Annotated in this window: 19 protein-coding genes; 10 read left to right on the top strand and 9 right to left on the bottom strand. The window is 70.9% G+C overall.

The genetic code is table 11. From position 1 onward, the window contains the following. Positions 1–207: 207 nt before the first annotated feature. The 3 genes from GT007_RS14260 to GT007_RS14250 are packed head-to-tail and all read left to right on the top strand — an operon-like array spanning position 208 to position 2,094. A complete protein-coding gene (locus tag GT007_RS14260) occupies positions 208–825 on the top strand; it encodes a glutathione S-transferase family protein (protein WP_160122297.1) in 618 nt (205 codons plus the stop codon). Beyond that, positions 825–1,445, top strand: a complete 621-nt coding sequence (locus tag GT007_RS14255) for a glutathione S-transferase family protein (RefSeq protein WP_160122296.1) — start codon at positions 825–827, stop codon at positions 1,443–1,445. Before GT007_RS14260 ends, GT007_RS14255 begins: the two co-directional genes overlap by 1 nt. Before the next feature lie 4 nt (positions 1,446–1,449). Next, positions 1,450–2,094: a glutathione S-transferase family protein gene (locus tag GT007_RS14250; RefSeq protein ID WP_160122295.1), complete on the top strand. Its 645-nt coding sequence runs from the start codon at positions 1,450–1,452 to the stop codon at positions 2,092–2,094. A 7-nt stretch (positions 2,095–2,101) separates the two neighbouring features. Here the strand turns inward: GT007_RS14250 and GT007_RS14245 are convergent, their stop codons facing one another. Further along, the gene (locus GT007_RS14245) at positions 2,102–3,055 is read right to left on the bottom strand and encodes an NAD-dependent epimerase/dehydratase family protein (RefSeq protein WP_160122294.1); all 954 of its coding nucleotides are present in this window, start codon (positions 3,053–3,055) and stop codon (positions 2,102–2,104) included. Positions 3,056–3,119: 64 nt separating this feature from the next. After that, entirely contained in the window at positions 3,120–5,309 is a 2,190-nt protein-coding gene (locus GT007_RS14240) for a primosomal protein N' (protein ID WP_160122293.1), read from the bottom strand. Between the two features lie 86 nt (positions 5,310–5,395). Here GT007_RS14240 and fsa point away from each other — a divergent pair, with 86 nt between their 5' ends. From fsa to GT007_RS14225, 3 genes are all read left to right on the top strand, one after another. Beyond that, entirely contained in the window at positions 5,396–6,049 is a 654-nt protein-coding gene (fsa, locus tag GT007_RS14235) for a fructose-6-phosphate aldolase (RefSeq protein WP_160122292.1), read from the top strand. A gap of 72 nt (positions 6,050–6,121) precedes the next feature. Further along, positions 6,122–6,751, top strand: coding sequence for a GAF domain-containing protein (locus GT007_RS14230; RefSeq protein WP_160122291.1), 630 nt, complete (start codon positions 6,122–6,124; stop codon positions 6,749–6,751). 10 nt (positions 6,752–6,761) lie between these two features. Further along, positions 6,762–7,682: a tyrosine recombinase XerC gene (locus tag GT007_RS14225; protein ID WP_160122290.1), complete on the top strand. Its 921-nt coding sequence runs from the start codon at positions 6,762–6,764 to the stop codon at positions 7,680–7,682. Here GT007_RS14225 and GT007_RS14220 read toward each other — a convergent pair. Both GT007_RS14220 and GT007_RS14215 read right to left on the bottom strand, forming a co-directional pair. Beyond that, positions 7,679–8,080, bottom strand: coding sequence for a type II toxin-antitoxin system VapC family toxin (locus tag GT007_RS14220; protein ID WP_160122289.1), 402 nt, complete (start codon positions 8,078–8,080; stop codon positions 7,679–7,681). The genes GT007_RS14225 and GT007_RS14220 overlap by 4 nt on opposite strands. After that, a complete protein-coding gene (locus tag GT007_RS14215) occupies positions 8,081–8,314 on the bottom strand; it encodes an AbrB/MazE/SpoVT family DNA-binding domain-containing protein (protein ID WP_160122288.1) in 234 nt (77 codons plus the stop codon). Positions 8,315–8,458: 144 nt separating this feature from the next. On the opposite strand from GT007_RS14215, the gene GT007_RS14210 reads away from it, so the two are divergent. Next, on the top strand, positions 8,459–9,439 hold the full coding sequence (locus GT007_RS14210) for a Bug family tripartite tricarboxylate transporter substrate binding protein (protein ID WP_160122287.1): 981 nt from the start codon (positions 8,459–8,461) through the stop codon (positions 9,437–9,439). A 243-nt stretch (positions 9,440–9,682) separates the two neighbouring features. On the opposite strand, the gene GT007_RS14205 is transcribed toward GT007_RS14210, so the two are convergent. From GT007_RS14205 to GT007_RS14195, 3 genes are read right to left on the bottom strand one after another with little or no spacing between them, the layout of a single operon-like run. Then, a complete protein-coding gene (locus tag GT007_RS14205) occupies positions 9,683–10,615 on the bottom strand; it encodes a 2-hydroxyacid dehydrogenase (protein ID WP_160122286.1) in 933 nt (310 codons plus the stop codon). 3 nt (positions 10,616–10,618) lie between these two features. Beyond that, positions 10,619–11,464, bottom strand: coding sequence for a prephenate dehydratase (locus GT007_RS14200; RefSeq protein WP_160122285.1), 846 nt, complete (start codon positions 11,462–11,464; stop codon positions 10,619–10,621). Between the two features lie 3 nt (positions 11,465–11,467). Continuing rightward, positions 11,468–12,199 carry a 3-deoxy-manno-octulosonate cytidylyltransferase gene (locus GT007_RS14195; RefSeq protein ID WP_160122284.1) on the bottom strand — a complete coding sequence of 244 codons (732 nt, stop codon included), beginning with the start codon at positions 12,197–12,199 and terminating at the stop codon, positions 11,468–11,470. A 181-nt stretch (positions 12,200–12,380) separates the two neighbouring features. Here GT007_RS14195 and GT007_RS14190 point away from each other — a divergent pair, with 181 nt between their 5' ends. Both GT007_RS14190 and GT007_RS14185 read left to right on the top strand, forming a co-directional pair. Further along, positions 12,381–12,926, top strand: a complete 546-nt coding sequence (locus GT007_RS14190) for a c-type cytochrome (RefSeq protein ID WP_160122283.1) — start codon at positions 12,381–12,383, stop codon at positions 12,924–12,926. 2 nt (positions 12,927–12,928) lie between these two features. Further along, positions 12,929–13,711, top strand: coding sequence for an inositol monophosphatase family protein (locus GT007_RS14185; protein WP_160122282.1), 783 nt, complete (start codon positions 12,929–12,931; stop codon positions 13,709–13,711). Between the two features lie 271 nt (positions 13,712–13,982). Here the strand turns inward: GT007_RS14185 and GT007_RS14180 are convergent, their stop codons facing one another. Together GT007_RS14180 and GT007_RS14175 are read right to left on the bottom strand one after the other, a co-directional pair. Then, positions 13,983–15,413 carry an NAD(P)-binding domain-containing protein gene (locus GT007_RS14180; protein WP_160122281.1) on the bottom strand — a complete coding sequence of 477 codons (1,431 nt, stop codon included), beginning with the start codon at positions 15,411–15,413 and terminating at the stop codon, positions 13,983–13,985. Between the two features lie 62 nt (positions 15,414–15,475). Beyond that, positions 15,476–16,537, bottom strand: a complete 1,062-nt coding sequence (locus GT007_RS14175; protein ID WP_160122280.1) for a LacI family DNA-binding transcriptional regulator — start codon at positions 16,535–16,537, stop codon at positions 15,476–15,478. A gap of 376 nt (positions 16,538–16,913) precedes the next feature. Between GT007_RS14175 and GT007_RS14170 the strand changes: the two genes are divergently transcribed. After that, entirely contained in the window at positions 16,914–18,296 is a 1,383-nt protein-coding gene (locus tag GT007_RS14170) for an LLM class flavin-dependent oxidoreductase (RefSeq protein ID WP_160122279.1), read from the top strand. Positions 18,297–18,324 lie beyond the last annotated feature (28 nt).

The raw sequence follows: 18,324 nt of genomic DNA, 5'->3' as shown, positions 1-18,324 counted from the left end.
GCGGGGGCTGGGCGCGCATGGCTGGGCGTGGCTGGCGCGCCGCGCGGGGCGGCCGGCGGTGGCGCTGGGGGGCGTGGATGCCCGCGCCGCCCGGCGGGTGCCCCCGCCCGTCGCGGGCTATGCCGCGATTTCGTGGTTCCTCTGACCCTTCCGCCACGCCCGCCGGTTGGCTAGCGTCCGTGCCAAGCAACCAAGGTCGCGGAAGACATGAAGCTGTTCTTTGCCCCCGGCGCCTGCAGCGTCGGGCTGCACATCATCCTCAATGAGATCGGCAAGCCCTTCGAGCTGGCCTTCGTGAACACGAAGCAGGCCGACAACCTGAAGCCCGCCTATCTGGCCATCAACCCGAAGGGCAAGGTGCCGGCGCTGATCCGCGACAATGGCAAGCTGCTGACCGAATTCCCCACCATCGCGCTGTATCTGGGCCGCTCCGCGCCCGAGGCCGGGCTGCTGCCCGCCGACCTCGATGGCCAGGCCGAGGTGCTGGAGGTGATGGACTATATCTGCGGCACGGTGCACCCTCTGGGCTACACGCGCGAATTCCGCGTCGGCCGCTTCGCGAAGGACAAGGACGACGAGGCCCGCGTGATCGCCCAGGCGACCGAGGCGCGCGAAGGCTACCTGAAGGTGCTGGAAGCCGCCTTCAAGGGCCCCTGGTACATGGGCGAACAGTACACGGTGGCCGACACCGCCCTGTTCTTCCTGGAGGCCTGGACGGTGAACCGCACCGCCACGCCCCTGCCCCCCAAGCTCGCCGCGCATTACCAGGCCATGCTGGCCCGCCCGGCGGTGAAAAAAGCACTCGAAACGGAGGCCACCTTCTGATGACCAAGCTGTTCTATTCCCCGGGCGCCTGTTCGCTCGGCATCCATGTGCTGCTGGAGGAAATCGGCGCGCCCTATGAGGCGGTGCTGGTGAACCTGAAGGAAGGCGCGCAGTTCAAGCCGGAATTCGTGGCCGTCACGGCGAAGTCCAAGGTGCCGGCGCTGCAGCGCGACGACGACAGCGTGCTGACGGAATACCCCGCCATCGCCTATTGGCTGGCCGCCAGCAACCCGGCCGCCAAGCTGCTGCCCGCCACCACCGAGGGCCTGACCCGCGCGCTGGAGGCGACCGACTACTGCGTGGCCAGCCTGCACATGCAGGGGTTCAGCCGCATGTTCCGCCCCACCAATTTCGGCCCGACCGAGAGCGACGGCGACGCCATCAAGGCGCGCGGCCAGCAGATCTTCGAAAAGGGCCTGGCCTGGTTCGAGGCGAAGCTGGCGACGCAGGACTATGTGGCGGGCGACTACTCCTTCGCCGACAGCGCGCTGTTCTATGTCAGCTTCTGGTGGGTGGCGCGGATGGGCAAGGAACTGCCGCCGAAGGTCGCGGCCCATTACGCGCGCATGCTGGCCCGCCCGGCCGTGCAGCGGGCCCTGGCCGCCGAAGGGCTGGCGTAAGGCCATGACATCACCGGTCGCCACGCTCTGGACCTCCGCCAGCACCAGCGGCACGCTGGCCCATATGGCCGTGGCCTATGCGGGGCTGCCGGTGGATGTGCGCTTCATCTCCCTGCGCGGCGGTGAGCACCAGACGCCGGACTACCTGGCCATCAACCCGAAGGGAGAGGTGCCGGCGCTGCAATTGCCCAGCGGCGGCACCGTGACCGAACTGCCCGCCATCCTGACCTGGGTGGCGGACATGGCGCCGGCCAGCGGCCTGCTGCCGCCCGCCCATCCGCAGCGGGCCATCGCCCTGTCCTGGCTGGCCTGGTGCCATCTGCAGATGGGGCGCAGCTTCTCCGTCGCGTTCCAGCCGGAGCGGATGGTGGATGGGGATGCGGCCGCCGCCGCCGTGCTGCGCGCGGCCAGCATCAAACGCGCCATGGCGGCGCTGGAATTCGCCGACCGCCATGTGGCGCCGGACGCGACCCTGATGGGCAATGGGCGGATCACGGCGCCCGACCTGTTCCTGGCCCTGCTGGCCAGCTTCGCCGGGTATCTGAAGCTCGACATCTCGGGCCTGGCGGCGCTGAACGCGCTGATGGCCAAGGTGTTCGGGGAACCGGCGATCGCGGCCGCGCTGGCGAAGGAGCAGGCGGCGGGCTGAAGGGTGTCTAAACCCGCGCCCGCCAATCCGCGTAGACATCGTCCAGCGTCGTCTCCCACGGGATCACGGGCGCCCAGCCCAGCCATTCCCGCGCGCGGGCGGCATTCCCGCAGGAGCGCAGCAGGTCGTTCGGGCGCAGGGCGGCGGCCACTTCCTCGACCTGGGCGGAAACCCCGGCGCGCGCCAGCAGCGCGTGTAGGATATCCCCCACCTTGCGCGGCGTGCCGCTGGCCAGGTTGATGATGGCGCCCTGGGGCAGATCGTCGAACCGGCCCAGCGCCAGGGCATAGGCGGCGCAGACATCGCGCACGTCCAGGAAATCCCGCCAGCGTTCCAGCGCGCCCACCTGCATCACCGGCGGCTGCAGCCCCGCCGCGATCCGCGCCGCCTGCCGGGCGAAGGCCGAGACGACGAAGGCCGTCCCCTGCCCCGGCCCCACATGGTTCAGCGGCCGCATGCGCACCACCCGCAGGCCGCGCAGCGCCATCTCGCCCAGCGCCAGGTCGGCGGCGGCCTTGGCGGCGGCATAGGGGTTTCCCGGTGCCAGCGGCGCGTCCTCGTCCAGCGGCTCCGCGCGCTGGAAGGACAGGCCGTAGACCTCGCCGGTGGAGGCGAACAGCAGCCGGGCCTTCGGCGCCGCGCGCAGGATGGCGCCGCCCAGGCGCAGGGCGCCGAACAGGTTGGCGTTCCAGGTGGCCTCCGGCGCGCGGAAGCTTTCGGCGACGTTGGATTGCGCGGCCAGATGCACCACGGCGTCGGGGGCGGCCTCGGCCAACGCCTCGGCCAGCGCCGCCTCGGAGTCGAGCGGTGTGGGCAGGGCCTCGTCCCAGCCCGGTGCCGGGTCGTGGTGCAGGCCGGCGATCAGCGTGGCGGCCGGAAAGGCCTGGCGCAGCGCGGGCAGCAGGTGGCCGCCGACGAAGCCCGTCGCGCCCGTGACCAGTATCCGCGCGGGGGTTGTCACGCTGTCCGCTCCCTGTCCCAACAGCGCGCAGGATGGCGGTGCGCGGGGATGGCGGCAAGGGCGCTCACAGGAAACTCACCGGGTCCACATCCACCTGCACGCGGACGGCGTTGGGCACCTCCACCCGCGCCAGCCAGGCGCGCAGCAGGGGCTGTACGGCGATGCCGCGCGGGGCCTTCAGCAGCAGGCGGTGGCGATGGCGGCCGCGCAGCATGGCCAGCGGCGCGGGGGCGGGGCCCAGCACCTGCACGCCCGGCATCTCGGGCGCCGCCAGGCCCAGGGCGCGGGCGATGCGCGCCGTCTCCACCGGGTCCTCGCCACTGACGATCAGCGCGGCGAGGCGGCCATAGGGCGGCCAGTGGCCGGGGGCGCGCTGGGCCTTCTCCTCGGCCACGAAGGCGCCGAGGTCATGGTGCAGCAGCGCCTGCATCACCGGGTGTTCGGGGGAGAAGCTCTGCAACAGCACGCGGCCCGGGGCCTCCGCCCGGCCGGCGCGGCCGGCGACCTGGTGCAGCAGCTGCACCGTGCGTTCCGCGGCGCGCAGGTCCCCGCCCGCCAGGCCCAGGTCGGCATCCACCACGCCGACCAGCGTCAAATGCGGAAAGTGCCAGCCCTTGGCGACGATCTGGGTGCCGATCACCAGGTCCACCTCCCGGTCCTCGATGCGGCGGGCGGCCTCGGCGGCGGCGGCGGGGCCGGGGATGTTGTCGCTGGCCATCACCAGGCGCCGTGCATCGGGGAACAGCAGGGCCGCTTCCTCCTGCACGCGCTCCACCCCCGGGCCGATGGCGGTCAGGCTGTTTTCCGCGTTGCATTCGGGGCAGCGGACGGGGATGGGCTCCGCATGGCCGCAATGGTGGCATTGCAGGCGGCGCTGGGCGCGGTGTTCCACCAGCCAGGCGGTGCAGTTGGGGCACTGCATGCGGTGGCCGCAGGTGCGGCACAGCGTCAGCGGCGCGTAGCCGCGGCGGTTGAGGAACAGCATCGCCTGCTCCCCGCGCGCGAGCGTGGCCTCGATCGCCTCGACCAGGGGCGGCGCCAGGAAGCGGCCACGCTCGGGCGGGTGGGCGCGCATGTCCAGCACCTCGATCTCCGGCAGGCTGGCGCCGCCGTGGCGGGTGGGCAGGGTCAGTTCGGAATACCGCCCGGCCTCCACATTCGCGATGGTCTCCAGGCTCGGCGTCGCGCTGACCAGCACGCAGGGGGCCTCGCTGAATCGCGCCCGCACCACCGCCATGTCGCGCGCGTGATAGACCACGCCGTCCTCCTGCTTGAAGGCGGTCTCGTGCTCCTCATCCACGATGATCAGGCCGAGATCGGGAAAGGGCAGGAACAGCGCGGAGCGCGCGCCCACCAGCACGGGGGCCGAGCCCTCCGCCACCGCGCGCCAGGTGTCGCGCCGCACCGCCGGGGACAGCTCGCTGTGCCACAGCGCCGGCGCGCAGCCGAAGCGCGCGCGGAAGCGGGCGAGCCACTGGGAGGAGAGCGCGATCTCCGGCAGCAGCACCAGCGCCTGGCGGCCGTGGCGCAGGCACTCCGCGACGGCATCCAGATAGGTCTCCGTCTTGCCCGAGCCGGTGACGCCCCGCAGCAGGGTCACGGAGAATTCATGCGCCGCCACCCGGGCCCGCAAGGCCTCCGCCACCCCGGCCTGGGTCTCGGACAAGGCGGGGCCGGGGTGCTCCGGGTCGGGGGGCGTGAAGCGCGGGGCGGCGGGCAGCAGGGCGGGTTCGATCATCCCCGCCTTGGCCATGCCGCGCAGCACGGCGGGGGTGGCGGGCAGGGCCTCGCCGGGCTGGGGGGAATGGGCGGCCAGGGCCTCCAGCACCTTCGCGCGGTCGGGCGTCAGGCGGCCCACGCCGGTGCCGGTGGGGCGCCAGCCCGCGCGAATCGCGGGTTTTTCCAGCGCCGTGGGCGCGCTCATGGCCATGCGCAGCACGGCGCCGGGCGGGCTGAGCGTGTAGTTCGCCACCCAATCGATGAACTGGCGCAGCGCCGGGCGCATGGGCGGCGCGGGCAGCACCTCGATCAGCGGGCGCAGCTTGATGGCGGGCGCAGGGGCATCCGGCGTGCGGTCCCACACCACGCCCAGCATGCGGCGCGGGCCCAGCGGCACCACGACGAAGCTGCCCGGTTCCGCATGCAGCCCCGGCGGCACGGCGTAATCATAGGTGCCGCCCAGGGGCAGCGGCAGCAGCACGGGCACGCCGTGGGGCGGCTTTTCCGGGAACAAACTGGCCGAGGATGGTGGCATGGGCTATGCACATGGGGTCAGGACCGGTCCGAGGGCAACCCGGGCCGGGCCGTCAGATTTCCACCCCCCAAGGGAACCGACCACCCATGAAATTCTTCGTGGACACCGCCGATGTGTCCGAGATCCGCGCCATGGCGCAGACCGGCCTTCTCGATGGCGTGACGACCAACCCCAGCCTGATCGCCAAGTCCGGCCGCAAGATGGCCGATGTCATCGCGGAAATCTGCGAACTGACGCCGGGCCCGGTCTCCGCCGAGGCGGTGTCCACCGATTTCGAGACGATGCTAGCCGAGGGCCGCTATCTGCGCGGCATCGCCAAGAACGTGTGCGTGAAGGTGCCGCTGACCGAGGCCGGGCTGCGCGTGTGCCGCACGCTGGCCGATGAAGGCACGCCCGTGAACGTCACGCTGTGCTTTTCGGCCAACCAGGCGCTGCTGGCGGCCAAGGCGGGGGCGACCTTCATCTCTCCCTTCGTCGGCCGGCTGGACGATATCGGGCAGGACGGCATGGGTCTGATCGCGGACGTGGTGCAGATCTATCGCAACTACGCCTTCAAGACCGAGGTGCTGGTCGCTTCCGTGCGCCACCCGGTGCACATCCTGCAGTCCGCCAAGCTGGGCGCGCATGTGGCCACCATGGGGCCGGCCACCATCCGCATGCTGTTCAAGCACCCGCTGACCGACAAGGGGCTGGAAGCCTTCCTGGCCGATTGGGCCAAGACGGGCCAGAGCATTCTCTGACGCCCGGGAACGCCGTGAGCGGCCTGCTCATCCGCGCCGCGCATCGCGCGCCGCGGGCAGGACGCTGAACCCATGACCGCGCGCCTCCCGACCCGGCAGGATGTCGAGGCCTGGCTGCGTGCGAACCCGGGTTTTCTGGCGGAAAACCCGGAGCTGTACCTGGTGCTGGCCCCCCCTGCCCGCGTGCATGGGGAGGCGATGGCCGACCACATGGCCGCCATGCTGGCCGCCGCCCGCGACCGCGTGCGTGCGGGCGCGGCCGACATGCAGCAGGCCCTGGCCAGCGGCCGCGCCGGCACGGGCCTGGCCGCCCGCGCGCAGGAAGCGGTGCTGGCCCTGATGCGCGCGCGTGACCCGCTGGAATGCGTGACGCAGGAATGGCCCGCGCTGCTGGGCCTCGATTCCTGCCTGGTGGGGTGCGAGCGCACGGCCCGCGCCCATGTGGCGCGGCTGCCGGCCGGCACGCTGAAGCGCGTGCTGCCCGCCGGGCGCGAGGCCATCCTGCGCCCCGTGCCGCGCGAGACCGAGCTGTTCCACCGGGAGGCAGCGCCCCTGATCCGCCGCGACGCGCTGGCGCGCATCCCCTCGGCGCAGCCCATGCTGCTGGCCCTCGGCGCGCGGGAGCCGGAGATGCTGCCCGGCACGGGGCTGGAGAGCCTGATCTTCCTGGGGCGCGCCATCGGCGCGGCGCTCAGCCGATGATGCCAAGCCCATGATGCTCGACCGCTACCTGGCCTGGCTGGCCGATGAGCGCCGCGCCAGCCCCCACACGCTGGAGGCCTATCAGCGCGACGTGGCGCAGTTCCTGGGCTTCCTGACGCGGTATCAGGGGCGGGAGCCGGACCTCGCCTCCCTCTCGGCCCTGAAGCCCGCCGATATCCGCGGCTTCCTGGCCCAGCGCGCGCAGGAGGGGGCGGGCGCCGCCACCCGCGCGCGGCAACTGGCGGCCGTGCGCGGCTATCTGCGCTTCCTGGCGCGGCGGGAGGGGATGGCGGCGCCCACCCTCTCGGGCCTGCGCGGCCCGCGCCTGCCGCGCCCCGTGCCCCGCGCGCTGGAGGCGCAGGAGGCCCGGGCCCTGGCCGCCGAGGTCGGCCTGGTCCATGCCACCCCGAATGCGGAGCGCCCGGATTTCCAGGCCGCGCGGGACGTGGCGCTGTTCACCCTGCTGTATGGCTGCGGCCTGCGCATCAGCGAGGCGCTGGGCCTGGACATCCGCGACGCGCCGCTGCCGGGCGCGGAGCTGCCGCTGCGCATCACCGGCAAGGGCGGCAAGACGCGCATCGTGCCCGTGCTGCCCGCCGTGCGGCAGGCGATGGCGGGCTGGCTGGCCCATCGCCCCGATGCCGCGCCTGACGAGCCGCTGTTCCTGGGCGCGCGCGGCAAGCGGCTGGACCCCGCGATCGCGCAGAAATCCATGCGCAACTACCGCCGGCTGGCCGGGCTGCCGGAACACGCCACACCGCACGCGCTGCGGCACAGCTTCGCCACGCATCTGCTGGGCGGCGGTGGGGACCTGCGCGCGATCCAGGAATTGCTGGGCCATGCCAGCCTGTCCACCACGCAGCGCTACACGGCGGTGGACGCGGCGAAGCTGCTGGAGACGTGGCGCGGGGCGCATCCGCGCGCGGATTAAGGCGTGATCAGGGCCAGCTTCGGGAAGTAGCTGCGATACCGCGCCGCATCGCGCGTCAGCAGCGTATAGCCGGCCACCGCCGCATGCGCGCCGATCAGGAAATCCGGCAGGGGCGAGCGCTTCTCACCGCCCCGGCGCCGGTAGGCCAGGAAGCACTTCCCGGCCAGGAAGGCGGCCTCGTAAGGCAGTGCCTCCCGGTCGAACAGGCTTCTGGGCAGGGCGGCGTCCAGCTCCTCGATGCGGGAATACCGCACCGAGACCTCCGCGTAGATCACCGGGTTGATGACCAGCCGGGCGCCATCGGCCGCCTCCGCCAGCGCGCCGGAGGACCAGGCGAACCAGGCCGGGTCCTCCGTCATCACATCCAGCAGGACATTGCTGTCGACCAGGACGGCCAATCAATCCTCGCGGGTCAGCGCCATGATGGCGTCAGTGCTCATCGCCACGTCGCCACGGCCGCGCAGATGCGCGACCAGCCGCGCGCCCCGGCCCTCGGCCTTGCGGGCGCGGACGGGGCGCAGGCGCACCGCCTTGCCGTCGAATTCGAATTCGACCTCGGTATCGGGCAGCAGCCCGGCCTGTTCGCGGATGGCGGCCGGGATGGTGACCTGGCCCTTGGAGGTGATGCGCATCGGAACCTCTTACTCTTACGGGTAAGAGTAAGAATTCCAGCCGCCCAACACAAGCGCCGATGCCCGCTTGCGCGCCGCCCGCTTCCGCCCCCACCATGCGCCATCACGCCCGGACACAGGGCGACACGTCCAAGGAACCACACCATGACCCTGCCCATCGCGGGGCGCCGCGCCCTGCTGGCCGCGCCATTCCTCGCCCCCTTCGCCTCGGCCCGCGCCCAGACCGCCGAATGGCCCACCCGCAGCATCACCATCGTCGAGGGCTATCCGCCCGGCGGCGTCACCGACACCTCCTCCCGCCTCGTCGCCGAGCGCATGACGCGCGAGCTGGGCCAGGCGGTGCTGGTGGAAAACCGGCCGGGGGCGGCCACCTCGGTCGCCACCACCTCCGTCGTGCGGGCGCGGCCGGATGGCTACACGCTGGGCATGGGCACCACCACCCTGGCCATCAACCCCGCCTTCCAGCCCACCCTGACCCCGCGTGAGCCGCAGCGCGAGCTGGTGCCGGTGGGCATGGTGTTCCGCACGCCCTTCATCCTGCACGTCCATCCCTCCGTGCCCGCCACCAACCTGGCGGAGCTGATCGCCTACGCGAAGTCCAAGCCCGGCGAGATCACCTGGGCCAGCAGCGGCACCGGCGCCGTGAACCACCTGGCGATCGAACTGTTCAAGCGCCAGGCCGGCATCGACGTGCTGCACGTGCCCTATCGCGGCGGCGTGCCCGGCGCGCTGGACCTGGCCCAGGGGCGGGTGCAGGCCATGTTCTCCGCCGTGCTGGAAGCCGTGCCGCACCTGAGCACAGGGGCCACGCGCGGCATCGCCGTCACCCTGGGCCAGCGGCTGCCGAACTTCCCTAACCTGCCGCCGATCTCGGACACGCTGCCGGGCTATGAAGTGACCTTCTGGCAAGGGCTGTTCGCGCCCGCCGGCACGCCGGAACCCATCCTGGCCAAGGCCGGCCGCGCCCTGGGCGCCGCGACCAGCGACCCGGACCTGCGCGCGCGCCTGGCCGAACAAGGGGTGGAACTGGTGACCGGCGACGCGAACCAACTGCGCACCACCCTGGCCAGCGAGACACAGCGGTGGGGGGATCTGATCCGGCAGGCGAATATCAAGCCGGAGTGAGGATACGGGGGCGTTGCCCCCGGGCCCCCAGCCAGGGGCGCTGCCCCTGGCGACCCCGCAAAGGGTTGTAGCAACCCTTTGAACCCATGCGTTTGGCGCCTTACCTTGGCAGGTAAGGCGCCATTTTCATTATTAAAATCAATAAGAAACACCTTGGCACTGTATGGCGCCAAACTGATGGGGTGCAGGGGCCTTTCGGCTCCTGCCGGGGGTCCAGGGGGCGGCGCCCCCTGGGCTACGCCCTCAATACCCCGCGCTGAAATCCACCAGGTTGATCAGTTCCCGCCCATCCTTCAGGCGCTTCAGGTTTTCCACCACCTGCGGTGCGGCGCTGCGCGGGATGGTGATGCTGCTGGCATGCGGCCAGACCAGCACCTTCGGGTGGCCCCAATAGGGGTGGTCGGCCGGCAGGGGTTCCGGCTCGAACACATCCAGCGCGGCGGCGGCCACATGGCCGCTGTCGAGGGCCGCCAGCAGGTCGGCATCCACCACATGCCCGCCGCGGGCGGAGTTGATCACATAGGCCCCGCGCGGCAGCAGGCCGAGCGTGTCCTTGTTGATCACCCCGCGCGTGTCCGGCGTCAGCGGCAGCAGGCAGCACAGAATGTCGGTCTGGCGCAGCATGTCGCGCAGCCCGGCGTCGCCGTGGAAGCACCGGATGCCCTCGACCTGGCGCGGGTTGCGCGTCCAGCCCAGCACCGGGAAGCCCAGGTGGCGGCATAGCTGGGCGGCGTGCGCCCCCAGCTGCCCCAGGCCCAGGAAGCCCACGCGGCGCTCGGCGGTGAAGGGGGCGGGCAGCTCGTTCCAGATGCGGGCTTCCTGCTGGGCGCGGTATTCCAGGTCCTGCCGATGGAAGCGCAGCACGTTCAGCAGCACCCACTCGCCCATGGCGGTGGTCAGCATCTCGTCCTTCAGGCGGGCCACCGGCACGCCCGGCGGCGGGCCCGGGGCGCGCAGCAGGTGGTCCACGCCAGCGCCCATGGAGACGATGAGCTTCAGGTTCGGATAGCGGCGCAGCTCGGCCATGTCATGCGCGGTCCAGCACACGGCGGCCTCGATGTCCTCCGGCTTGCCGGCATCGGGGAACATGCGGATGTCGAGCGTGGGGTCCAGCGCCAGCAGCGCGTCGCGCCAGGCTTCCATGGCGTTCAGTTTGGTGGAGAGGAGGATCGCCATGGCTCAGTTGCTCTCGTTCTCGATGCGGTAGGGATGGGCGGTGTAGGTGCCCAGCACGCGCAGCTCATGGCTGAAGAAGCGCAGCTCCTCCAGCGCGCGGGCCATGGCGGGTTCCTCCGGGTGGCCGTCGGCGTCGCACAGGAACTGCACGGCGGTGAAGCGCCCGCCCAGCATGTAGGATTCGAGCTTGGTCAGGTTCACGCCATTGGTGGCGAAGCCGCCCAGCGCCTTGTACAGCGCGGCCGGAATGCTGCGCACCTGGAAGACGAAGGTGGTCACGCAGCGCGGCGTGCCCACGGCCGGCAGCCGCGCGTCGCGGGACATGACGTAGAAGCGGGTGGTGTTGTCCGCCGCGTCCTCGACATTGCGGCGCAGGATCTCCAACCCATAGGTTTCGGCGGCAAGGGAGCTGGCGATCGCCGCGTCCTCCAGCCCGCCGGCCTCGGCCAGCAGCTTGGCGGCGCCGGCGGTGTCGGCCTCGATCACGGCCTCCAGCTTCAGCTCCTTCAGCACCTTCAGCACCTGGCCCAGCGCCATGGGGTGCGAATGCGCGCGCTTCAGCCCGGCGATGGTGGCACCCTTGTTGGCCAGCAGGCAGTGTTCCACGCGCTCGAAATGCTCGCCCACAACGAACAGGCCGCTGTCGGGCAGCATGCGGTGGATGTCGGGCACGCGGCCGGCCAGGTTGTTCTCACAGGGCAGCATGGCCAGCTCGGCCGCGCCGTCGCGCACCGCCTCGATGGCGGCCTCGAAGCTGGCGCAGGGCATGGTGGTCCAGCCGGGATAGGCGTGGCGGCAGGCCAGGTCGGAATAGGCGCCGGGGACGCCCTGGAAGGCGATGATGGGCATGGTTCAGGCTTTCAGCAGCTCTCGGGCGTGTTCCAGATCCTCGGGCGTGTCCACGCCGAAGGGGCCGTGCGGCACGCGGGCCACGGCGATGCGCATGCCAGCTTCCAGGGCGCGGAGCTGTTCCAGCTTCTCGCGCTTCTCCAGCGGGCTTTCCGGCAGGGTGACGAAGCGTTCCAGCGCCGCCCGGCGATAGGCATAGACACCGATATGGTGCCACAGCGGCCCCTCGCCCCACGGCACGGCCGCGCGGCTGAAATAGGGGGCTGGCGCCACATCCTGGCCCGGCGCGAAGGCGCAGGCGCATTTGACGTAGCTGTCCTTCGCCGCTTCCCGCGCATCGGCGATGGGGGCGACCAGGCTGCCGATCTCCACCCCCGGGTCCGCCAACGGGCGCAGCACGGCCGAGAGCAGCTCCGGCGCCAGCGTCGGCGCGTCGCCCTGCAAATTCACCACCACGTCGTGCCGGCCCTCGGGGTCCAGCACATCCACCGCGCGCTTCACGCGATCCGTGCCGGAGGGCAGATCCTCAGCCACCAGCACGGCGGTGCCGCCGGCCGCCCGCACGGCGGCGACGATCTCGGGCTCACCGGCCGCGACGGCCACGGGGCCGATCCCGGCCTCCAGCGCGCGGCGCAGAACATGCACGATCATGGGCTGGCCATGGATGTCGGCCAGAGGCTTGCCGGGCAGCCGGCTGCTGCCCATGCGTGCCGGTATGACAATGATCGGGTTCACGAAACAGCACCTTTGCGGTTCATCGGGGGAGATTGAAGGCTTCCGAGCAGGCCTATATGGTGCGGCGCGTCTTAGGAAGCCCTCCGCCCCTTGCCAAGCTGGGCTGTGGTGCAGCAATAAGACAAGGATCGCGCGGGCGTTTTCGCGCGGTGGCATGCATGCAGGAAGGTTACGGGTCCCGATGGCGAATCTGGAGCTGAACAAGATCTTCGCCGCGCCGCTGGTGGCCGGTGTGGTTTTCATGGGCGCGGGCTTCCTGGGTGAACTTCTGGTGCACCCGCACAAGCTGGAACACGCGGCCATCACCATTCAGGGCGCGCCCGCCGCCGGTGGCGCCCCCGCCGCCCCGGCCGAGGTGCCGGCCGAACCGCCGATCGTACCGCTGCTGGCCGCGGCGAACGCCGACAACGGCCGCACCATCGCCACCCGCCAGTGCGGCTCCTGCCACACCTTCACCGAAGGCGGCCGCAACGCGGTGGGCCCGAACCTGTACGGTGTGGTCGGCCGCGACCACGCGGCGCATGAAGGCTTCAGCTACTCCAACGCGATGCGCGCCAAGGCGGGCCACCCGTGGGATTATGAGGCGCTGAACAACTTCCTGGCGCATCCGGGCACCACCGTCCCCGGCACGCGCATGGCCTTCGCCGGCATCCGCAACATCGAGCAGCGCGCGGACGTCATCGCCTATCTGCGCAGCCTGGCGGCCAACCCGGTCCCGCTGCCCTGAGCATGACCGTCGCGCCCGGGATCGTCGCGGCGGCCACCGAGGCCGCCGATCTGGCCGGGCGCGTCATCCTGCCCTATTTTCGCCGCCCGCTGGCGGTGGAGGGCAAGGCCGACGAATCGCCCGTCACCGCCGCCGATCGCGGCGCCGAGGTGGCGTTGCGCGAATTCCTCGGCCAGCGCTTCCCTGACCACGGCATCTGGGGCGAGGAATTCGGCCCCGACCGCGCCGACGCCGAATGGGTGTGGCTGCTGGACCCCATCGACGGCACCCGCGCCTTCATCACCGGCCGGCCGCTGTTCACCACCCTGATTTCGCTGCTGCACCGGGGCAAGCCCGTGCTGGGCATCATCGACCAGCCCGCCACGCGTGAGCGCTGGCTGGGCGTGGCCGGGCAGGCCACGGTCTTCACCGGCCCCTTCGGCGGCACCGCCGGCTGCCGCCCCTGCGCCACCCTGGCCGAGGCGGAGCTGAGCTGCACAGCCCCCGACATCTTCACCGCCCACGACCTGCCGCGCTTCGAAACCCTGCGCGCCGCCTGCAAGCGCGCGACCTGGGGCGGGGATGCCTATGGCTACGGCCTGCTGGCGCTGGGCGCGATCGACGTGGTGGCGGAATCGACCCTGAAACCCTGGGATTGGGCCGCCCTGGCACCCGTGATCCAGGGCGCGGGCGGCAGCCTGACGGATTGGCACGGCCGCGCACTGACGCTGGATTCGGCCGGGGATGTGCTGGCGCTGGGGGACCCGGGCCTGATGGCGGAAGCGCTGGCGATACTTGGGGGGTGAAAAGCCAAGGGGCTCCGCCCCCTGGACCCCCGGTCAGGGGCGCTGCCCCCGACACCCCCGCAAAGGGTTGTAGCAACCCTTTGAACCCATGAATTGGCGCCTTACCTTGGCAGGTAGGGCGCCATTTTCATTATAAAATTCAATGGGAAACACCTTGGCAGAATCAGCGCCAAACTGATGGGGTGCAGGGGCCTTTCGGCTCCTGCCGGGGAGCCCGAGGGGCAGCGCCCCTCGGTCTTTGTGCCCTTTGGGGGCAGCGCCCCTCGGCCTTCTACTCCGCCGCGATCTTCTCCGCCTGCAACTCCACCTGCACCGTGTCATACGCCCGCAGATCCGCGTACAGCCGCGGCAGGTCGGCCTCGAACAACCCGCGTGTCACACCCGCCGCCACGCGGGGCGCTGCGATGGACATGGCGTTGATGCTGCTGCCGGCGGGCCCGAAGCTCATGGTCGTGCCGATGCCGAACAGATGGATGTCGCGGATCCAGGGGGTTTCGCCCGGGGCTTTCTCGATGAAGCTGCTGTCCTGCGCCAGGTAGGGGAATTGGCCCAGCCGTTCGTTGGCTTCCTCGGCCGGCGGGGTGTAGCGGTCGTTCCAGGCGGCGATGTTGTGGGCGCAGGCGGCCAGTTCCGGGCACATGGCCGGGTCCATCCGCACGCCGGTGCCAGTGATCAGGAAGTCGGCGGTGAAGTCCCCACGCGGGGTGCCGATGATGACGCGATCATCCTCCACCCGCACGCTGTCCCAGCTGCGGCCGATATGCATCAGGAAGTTCGGGTGCGGCAGCACGCGGTTGTAGTGCTCCTGCGCGAAGCCTTCCCGCAGGCCCAGGATGTAGCTCATGAAGCGCCAGCGCCACTCATCGGGCATCTCGCCCATATGGCGCAGGAAGCCCGCGAAGGTCAGCCAGCGATAGGGCTGCACCACCATGGGCTCCGCGCGGCGGCAGAACAGGTGCACCTCGGCGGCGCCGTTCTCCAGCGCGACGGCCGCGTTGTCGAAGGCGGAGGCCCCGGCGCCCAGCACGGCGACGACCTTGCCGCGCAGGGCACGGAAGTCGATCTCCTGGTTGGTGTGGGCTCGGTAGCGGGGCGGCAGGGCGGCGATATGGGGCGGCATCCACCAGCCGCCCACGCCCTCCTGGCCGGTGGCCAGCACGATCTTGCGGGCGGTCATGGGGCCGGCGCTGGTCTGCACATGCAGGGCCGGCAGGCCGTCATCGGTGGTGGTGGGGGTGATCAGCCCGGCCTCGACGCCGTTGCGCACCGGGATGGCCGTGACGCGGCGGAACCACAGCAGATAGTCGTTCCAGTTCTCCTTCGGGATCCAGGTCATCGCCTCCCAGCTCGGCACGCCATAGCGGGCCTCATGCCAGGCCTGATAGGTCAGGGAGGGGGTCTTCAGGTCCGGGCCGGTCTGGTCCTTCAGGCTGCGCAGGGACCGCATGCGGGCATAGGTGACCCAGGGGCCCTCCCGGCCTTCCGCCGCACGGTCGATGCACAGGATGTTGTCCACGCGGTCGCGCTTCAGCGCGTGGGCCACGGCCAGGCCGCACTGCCCGGCGCCGATCACCAGCGCGTCCAGCACCGGGGCGCCGCCGGCGGTTTTCGGTTGCAGCCAGGGGGCGCGGGGGTGGGCCGTCAGCTCCAGGTCGCGGCGGACATCGGCTTCGAGTTCGGTCAGGTTGCGCGGTGCGGGCATGGGCGGAAGTTACGCCCCCGCCCGCCCCCGCCACAACCGGCCGGGGCGGCTCAGCCGCCCATTTACCCCCCGGGCACGCGGGCGGAGCGCCGCACGATCAGGCGCCCGCGCAACTGCACTGCCTCATCCGGCAGCGACGGGTCGCGGATGCGTGCCATCAGGATATCGAGGCCCCGGTGCACCATGGCCTGCAGCGGCTGGGCGATGGTCGTCAGCCCATAGGGCGGGTGGGAGGCGGCGGAGATATTGTCGAAGCTGACCACCGAGATGTCCTCCGGCACGCGGATGCCGGCGATGCGCAGCGCGTCCATCGCGCCCATGGCCATCACGTCGCTGATGCCGAAGATGGCATCCGGCCGGCGGCTGGGGGGCAGCTTCGCGATCTCCTGCCCGCAGGCGAAGCCGCCATCGTAATTGCCGCCGCCTTCCATGCGCATCAGCGGCTCCAGCCCCAGCTGGTGCAGTTGCTCGACGAAGCCGCGCACGCGCTCCAGGCCCGTGGAGCTGCGGGCCGGGGCCTGCACCATGGCGATGCGGCGGTGGCCGCCGTCGAACAGGAACTGCGCCAGCTCGCGCCCGCCCTCGGCATTGTCGCAGGCGACCGCGGAGGCATGCAGGCGCGGGATGCGGTTGACCATCACCACCGGCACGCCGTTGGCGGCGCAGATGTTGACGGCGTTGGACGACAGCTCGGCCGAGGTGATGATGCAGCCATCGACCTGGTATTGCAGCAGGGCCTCGGCGGTGCGGTCCTCGATGGGCCCGCCGCCGGCGTGCACGATCAGCAGGCGCATGCCGCGGGCGGCCGCCTGGGCCACCGCTTCCTCCAGCAGTTCCGAATAGAACGGGTTCTGCACGGAGCCCAGCACGATGCCGAGCAGGCCGCTGCGCCCGCTGGACAGGGTGCGGGCGAAGGCATTGGGCGTGTAGCCCGCCTTGGTGGCCAGCGCCGCGATGCGGTTGCGCGTCTCCTCGGAGATGCGGGGGTCGTTCTTGAGCGCGCGGGAGACGGTCGAGGCCGACACGCCCGCGAGCTGCGAGAGGGTGACGATGGTGGCCCGGCCCTTGGAGGCGCCTTGCGGCCTGGACCGGGGCGCCGGTGCGCGGACGGGGGATGATGGCATGCATCGGGCATAGCGGGCTTTGCATGGACTGAAAAGCGGGAAAGCAAGAAGCGTGCACGGATCGCGCAAAGACTGCGCAAATCAATGCCTGATTTTGCACACCCGCCTCGCTGCACTGCGGCAGAAAACATGCCTTTTCCACCATGCGAACGCTGGCATGAATCCCCTGGACAGGACCCTCTCCCCTGCCTAGTCTGCGCCCCAAGCGGGCATGCATACGCCGCGCAACACGGAGGAAAACGGGCCAACCCCGCATGCCCCCGCTTGTGCCTGGCGTATGCAACCCTCCCCGCTGTCCGATCCGGCAGGTTTTCCTGCCTCAACAAGCACAGACGTGGCGTTTTCCGCGCAAACGTTGACATGAACGGAGGAACCCATGCCGCAGGGCAAGCCCCGCCAGATCAAGATGGTGGGATTCATGCAGGCGCAGAACTGCTCGATCACCCCGGGTTCCTGGCGCCACCCCGCCAACATGATGGATTTCCTGACGCCGGAGTATTTCCAGCGCATCGGCCGCGTGCTGGAGGAAGGCAAGTTCCACCTGGCCTTCTTCGACGACCGCCTGGCCATGCCCGACATCTTCACCGACGACCATCGGGAAGCGGTGGAGAACGGCATCCGCGTGGTGAAGATGGACCCCATCTCCATCCTCACCGCCATCGGCATGGCCACGAAGCGGCTGGGGCTGGGGGCCACCTACTCCACCACCTATTACGAGCCCTTCCACGTCGCGCGCCTGTTCGCCACGCTGGACCTGATGACCCGGGGCCGCGCCGCCTGGAACGTCGTCACCTCCCTCAACAGCTCCGAGGCCGGGAATTTCGGCCGCACCGAGCACCTGGCCCACGACCAGCGCTATGACCGCGCCGATGAGTTCGTGGAGGTGGTGCTGGGCCATTGGGACAGCTGGGACGACGACGCGCTGATCATGGACAAGGCCACCGGCCGCTTCGCCGATGGCGCGAAGGTGCGCGCGCTGAAGCATGAGGGCCGGTATTTCCGCAGCCGCGGGCCGCTGTCGGTCCCCCGCTCCCCCCAGGGCCAGCCCGTGCTGATCCAGGCCGGGCAGAGCGGGCGCGGGCGCCAGTTCGCAGGCCGCTGGGGGGAGCTGATCTTCGTCGTCTATCCCAACCTCGCCGCCGGCCGGAAGCAGTATGCCGAACTCAAGCAGGCCGTGGCCGAGGCCGGGCGCGACCCCGCCAGCGTCTCCGTCGCGCCCGCCTGCTATGTCTGCGTCGGCGAAACGCGGGAGATCGCGGAGGCCAAGCGCGACTACATCCGCACCCTGGCCAAGCCCATCGACGCGCTGGTGCTGCTGTCGGAGGCGCTGAACTTCGATTTCGGCTCCAAGGACCTCGATTCCGAATTCACCGACGAGGAGTTGCGGCGCATCTCCTGGACCGGTTTCCGCGACCGGGTGGTGATGCTCTCGGGCAAGGCGAACCCGACCGTGCGGGATTTCGTGCATTTCTCCGGGCGCGGCACGATCGGCGAATTCCCCATCTTCTGCGGCACGCCCACGGATGTGGCCGATCAGATGGAGGAATGGTTCACCACGCCGGCCTGCGACGGCTTCGTGCTGGCCGCCACCCACACCCCCGGCGCCTTCGAGGATTTCGTGCGGCTGGTGGTGCCCGAACTGCAGCGGCGCGGCCTGTACCACCAGGATTACGCCGGCGAGACGCTGCGCGAGAATTTGGGCCTGCCCAGGCCCAATGCCGGGGACTGGCGCCGGGTCAAACCCGCTTCCGCCGCCTGAACCCCATCGCCGCGCGGGGCCTGACCGC

Source organism: Rhodovarius lipocyclicus (assembly GCF_009900765.1).
In the GTDB taxonomy this organism is placed as follows: domain Bacteria; phylum Pseudomonadota; class Alphaproteobacteria; order Acetobacterales; family Acetobacteraceae; genus Rhodovarius; species Rhodovarius lipocyclicus.
Note: the sequence above shows the minus strand (reverse complement) of the source record. Positions and strands in the feature narration are given on the sequence as shown.

Excerpts from the sequence above, each read along its gene's own strand:
- GT007_RS14260 (WP_160122297.1), top strand. The coding sequence starts at position 208 with ATGAAGCTGTTCTTTGCCCCCGGCGCCTGCAGCGTCGGGCTGCACATC.
- GT007_RS14255 (WP_160122296.1), top strand. The coding sequence starts at position 825 with ATGACCAAGCTGTTCTATTCCCCGGGCGCCTGTTCGCTCGGCATCCAT.
- GT007_RS14250 (WP_160122295.1), top strand. The coding sequence starts at position 1,450 with ATGACATCACCGGTCGCCACGCTCTGGACCTCCGCCAGCACCAGCGGC.
- GT007_RS14240 (WP_160122293.1), bottom strand. The coding sequence starts at position 5,309 with ATGCCACCATCCTCGGCCAGTTTGTTCCCGGAAAAGCCGCCCCACGGC.
- fsa (WP_160122292.1), top strand. The coding sequence starts at position 5,396 with ATGAAATTCTTCGTGGACACCGCCGATGTGTCCGAGATCCGCGCCATG.
- GT007_RS14230 (WP_160122291.1), top strand. The coding sequence starts at position 6,122 with ATGACCGCGCGCCTCCCGACCCGGCAGGATGTCGAGGCCTGGCTGCGT.
- GT007_RS14225 (WP_160122290.1), top strand. The coding sequence starts at position 6,762 with ATGATGCTCGACCGCTACCTGGCCTGGCTGGCCGATGAGCGCCGCGCC.
- GT007_RS14215 (WP_160122288.1), bottom strand. The coding sequence starts at position 8,314 with ATGCGCATCACCTCCAAGGGCCAGGTCACCATCCCGGCCGCCATCCGC.
- GT007_RS14210 (WP_160122287.1), top strand. The coding sequence starts at position 8,459 with ATGACCCTGCCCATCGCGGGGCGCCGCGCCCTGCTGGCCGCGCCATTC.
- GT007_RS14205 (WP_160122286.1), bottom strand. The coding sequence starts at position 10,615 with ATGGCGATCCTCCTCTCCACCAAACTGAACGCCATGGAAGCCTGGCGC.
- GT007_RS14200 (WP_160122285.1), bottom strand. The coding sequence starts at position 11,464 with ATGCCCATCATCGCCTTCCAGGGCGTCCCCGGCGCCTATTCCGACCTG.
- GT007_RS14190 (WP_160122283.1), top strand. The coding sequence starts at position 12,381 with ATGGCGAATCTGGAGCTGAACAAGATCTTCGCCGCGCCGCTGGTGGCC.
- GT007_RS14185 (WP_160122282.1), top strand. The coding sequence starts at position 12,929 with ATGACCGTCGCGCCCGGGATCGTCGCGGCGGCCACCGAGGCCGCCGAT.
- GT007_RS14180 (WP_160122281.1), bottom strand. The coding sequence starts at position 15,413 with ATGCCCGCACCGCGCAACCTGACCGAACTCGAAGCCGATGTCCGCCGC.
- GT007_RS14175 (WP_160122280.1), bottom strand. The coding sequence starts at position 16,537 with ATGCCATCATCCCCCGTCCGCGCACCGGCGCCCCGGTCCAGGCCGCAA.
- GT007_RS14170 (WP_160122279.1), top strand. The coding sequence starts at position 16,914 with ATGCCGCAGGGCAAGCCCCGCCAGATCAAGATGGTGGGATTCATGCAG.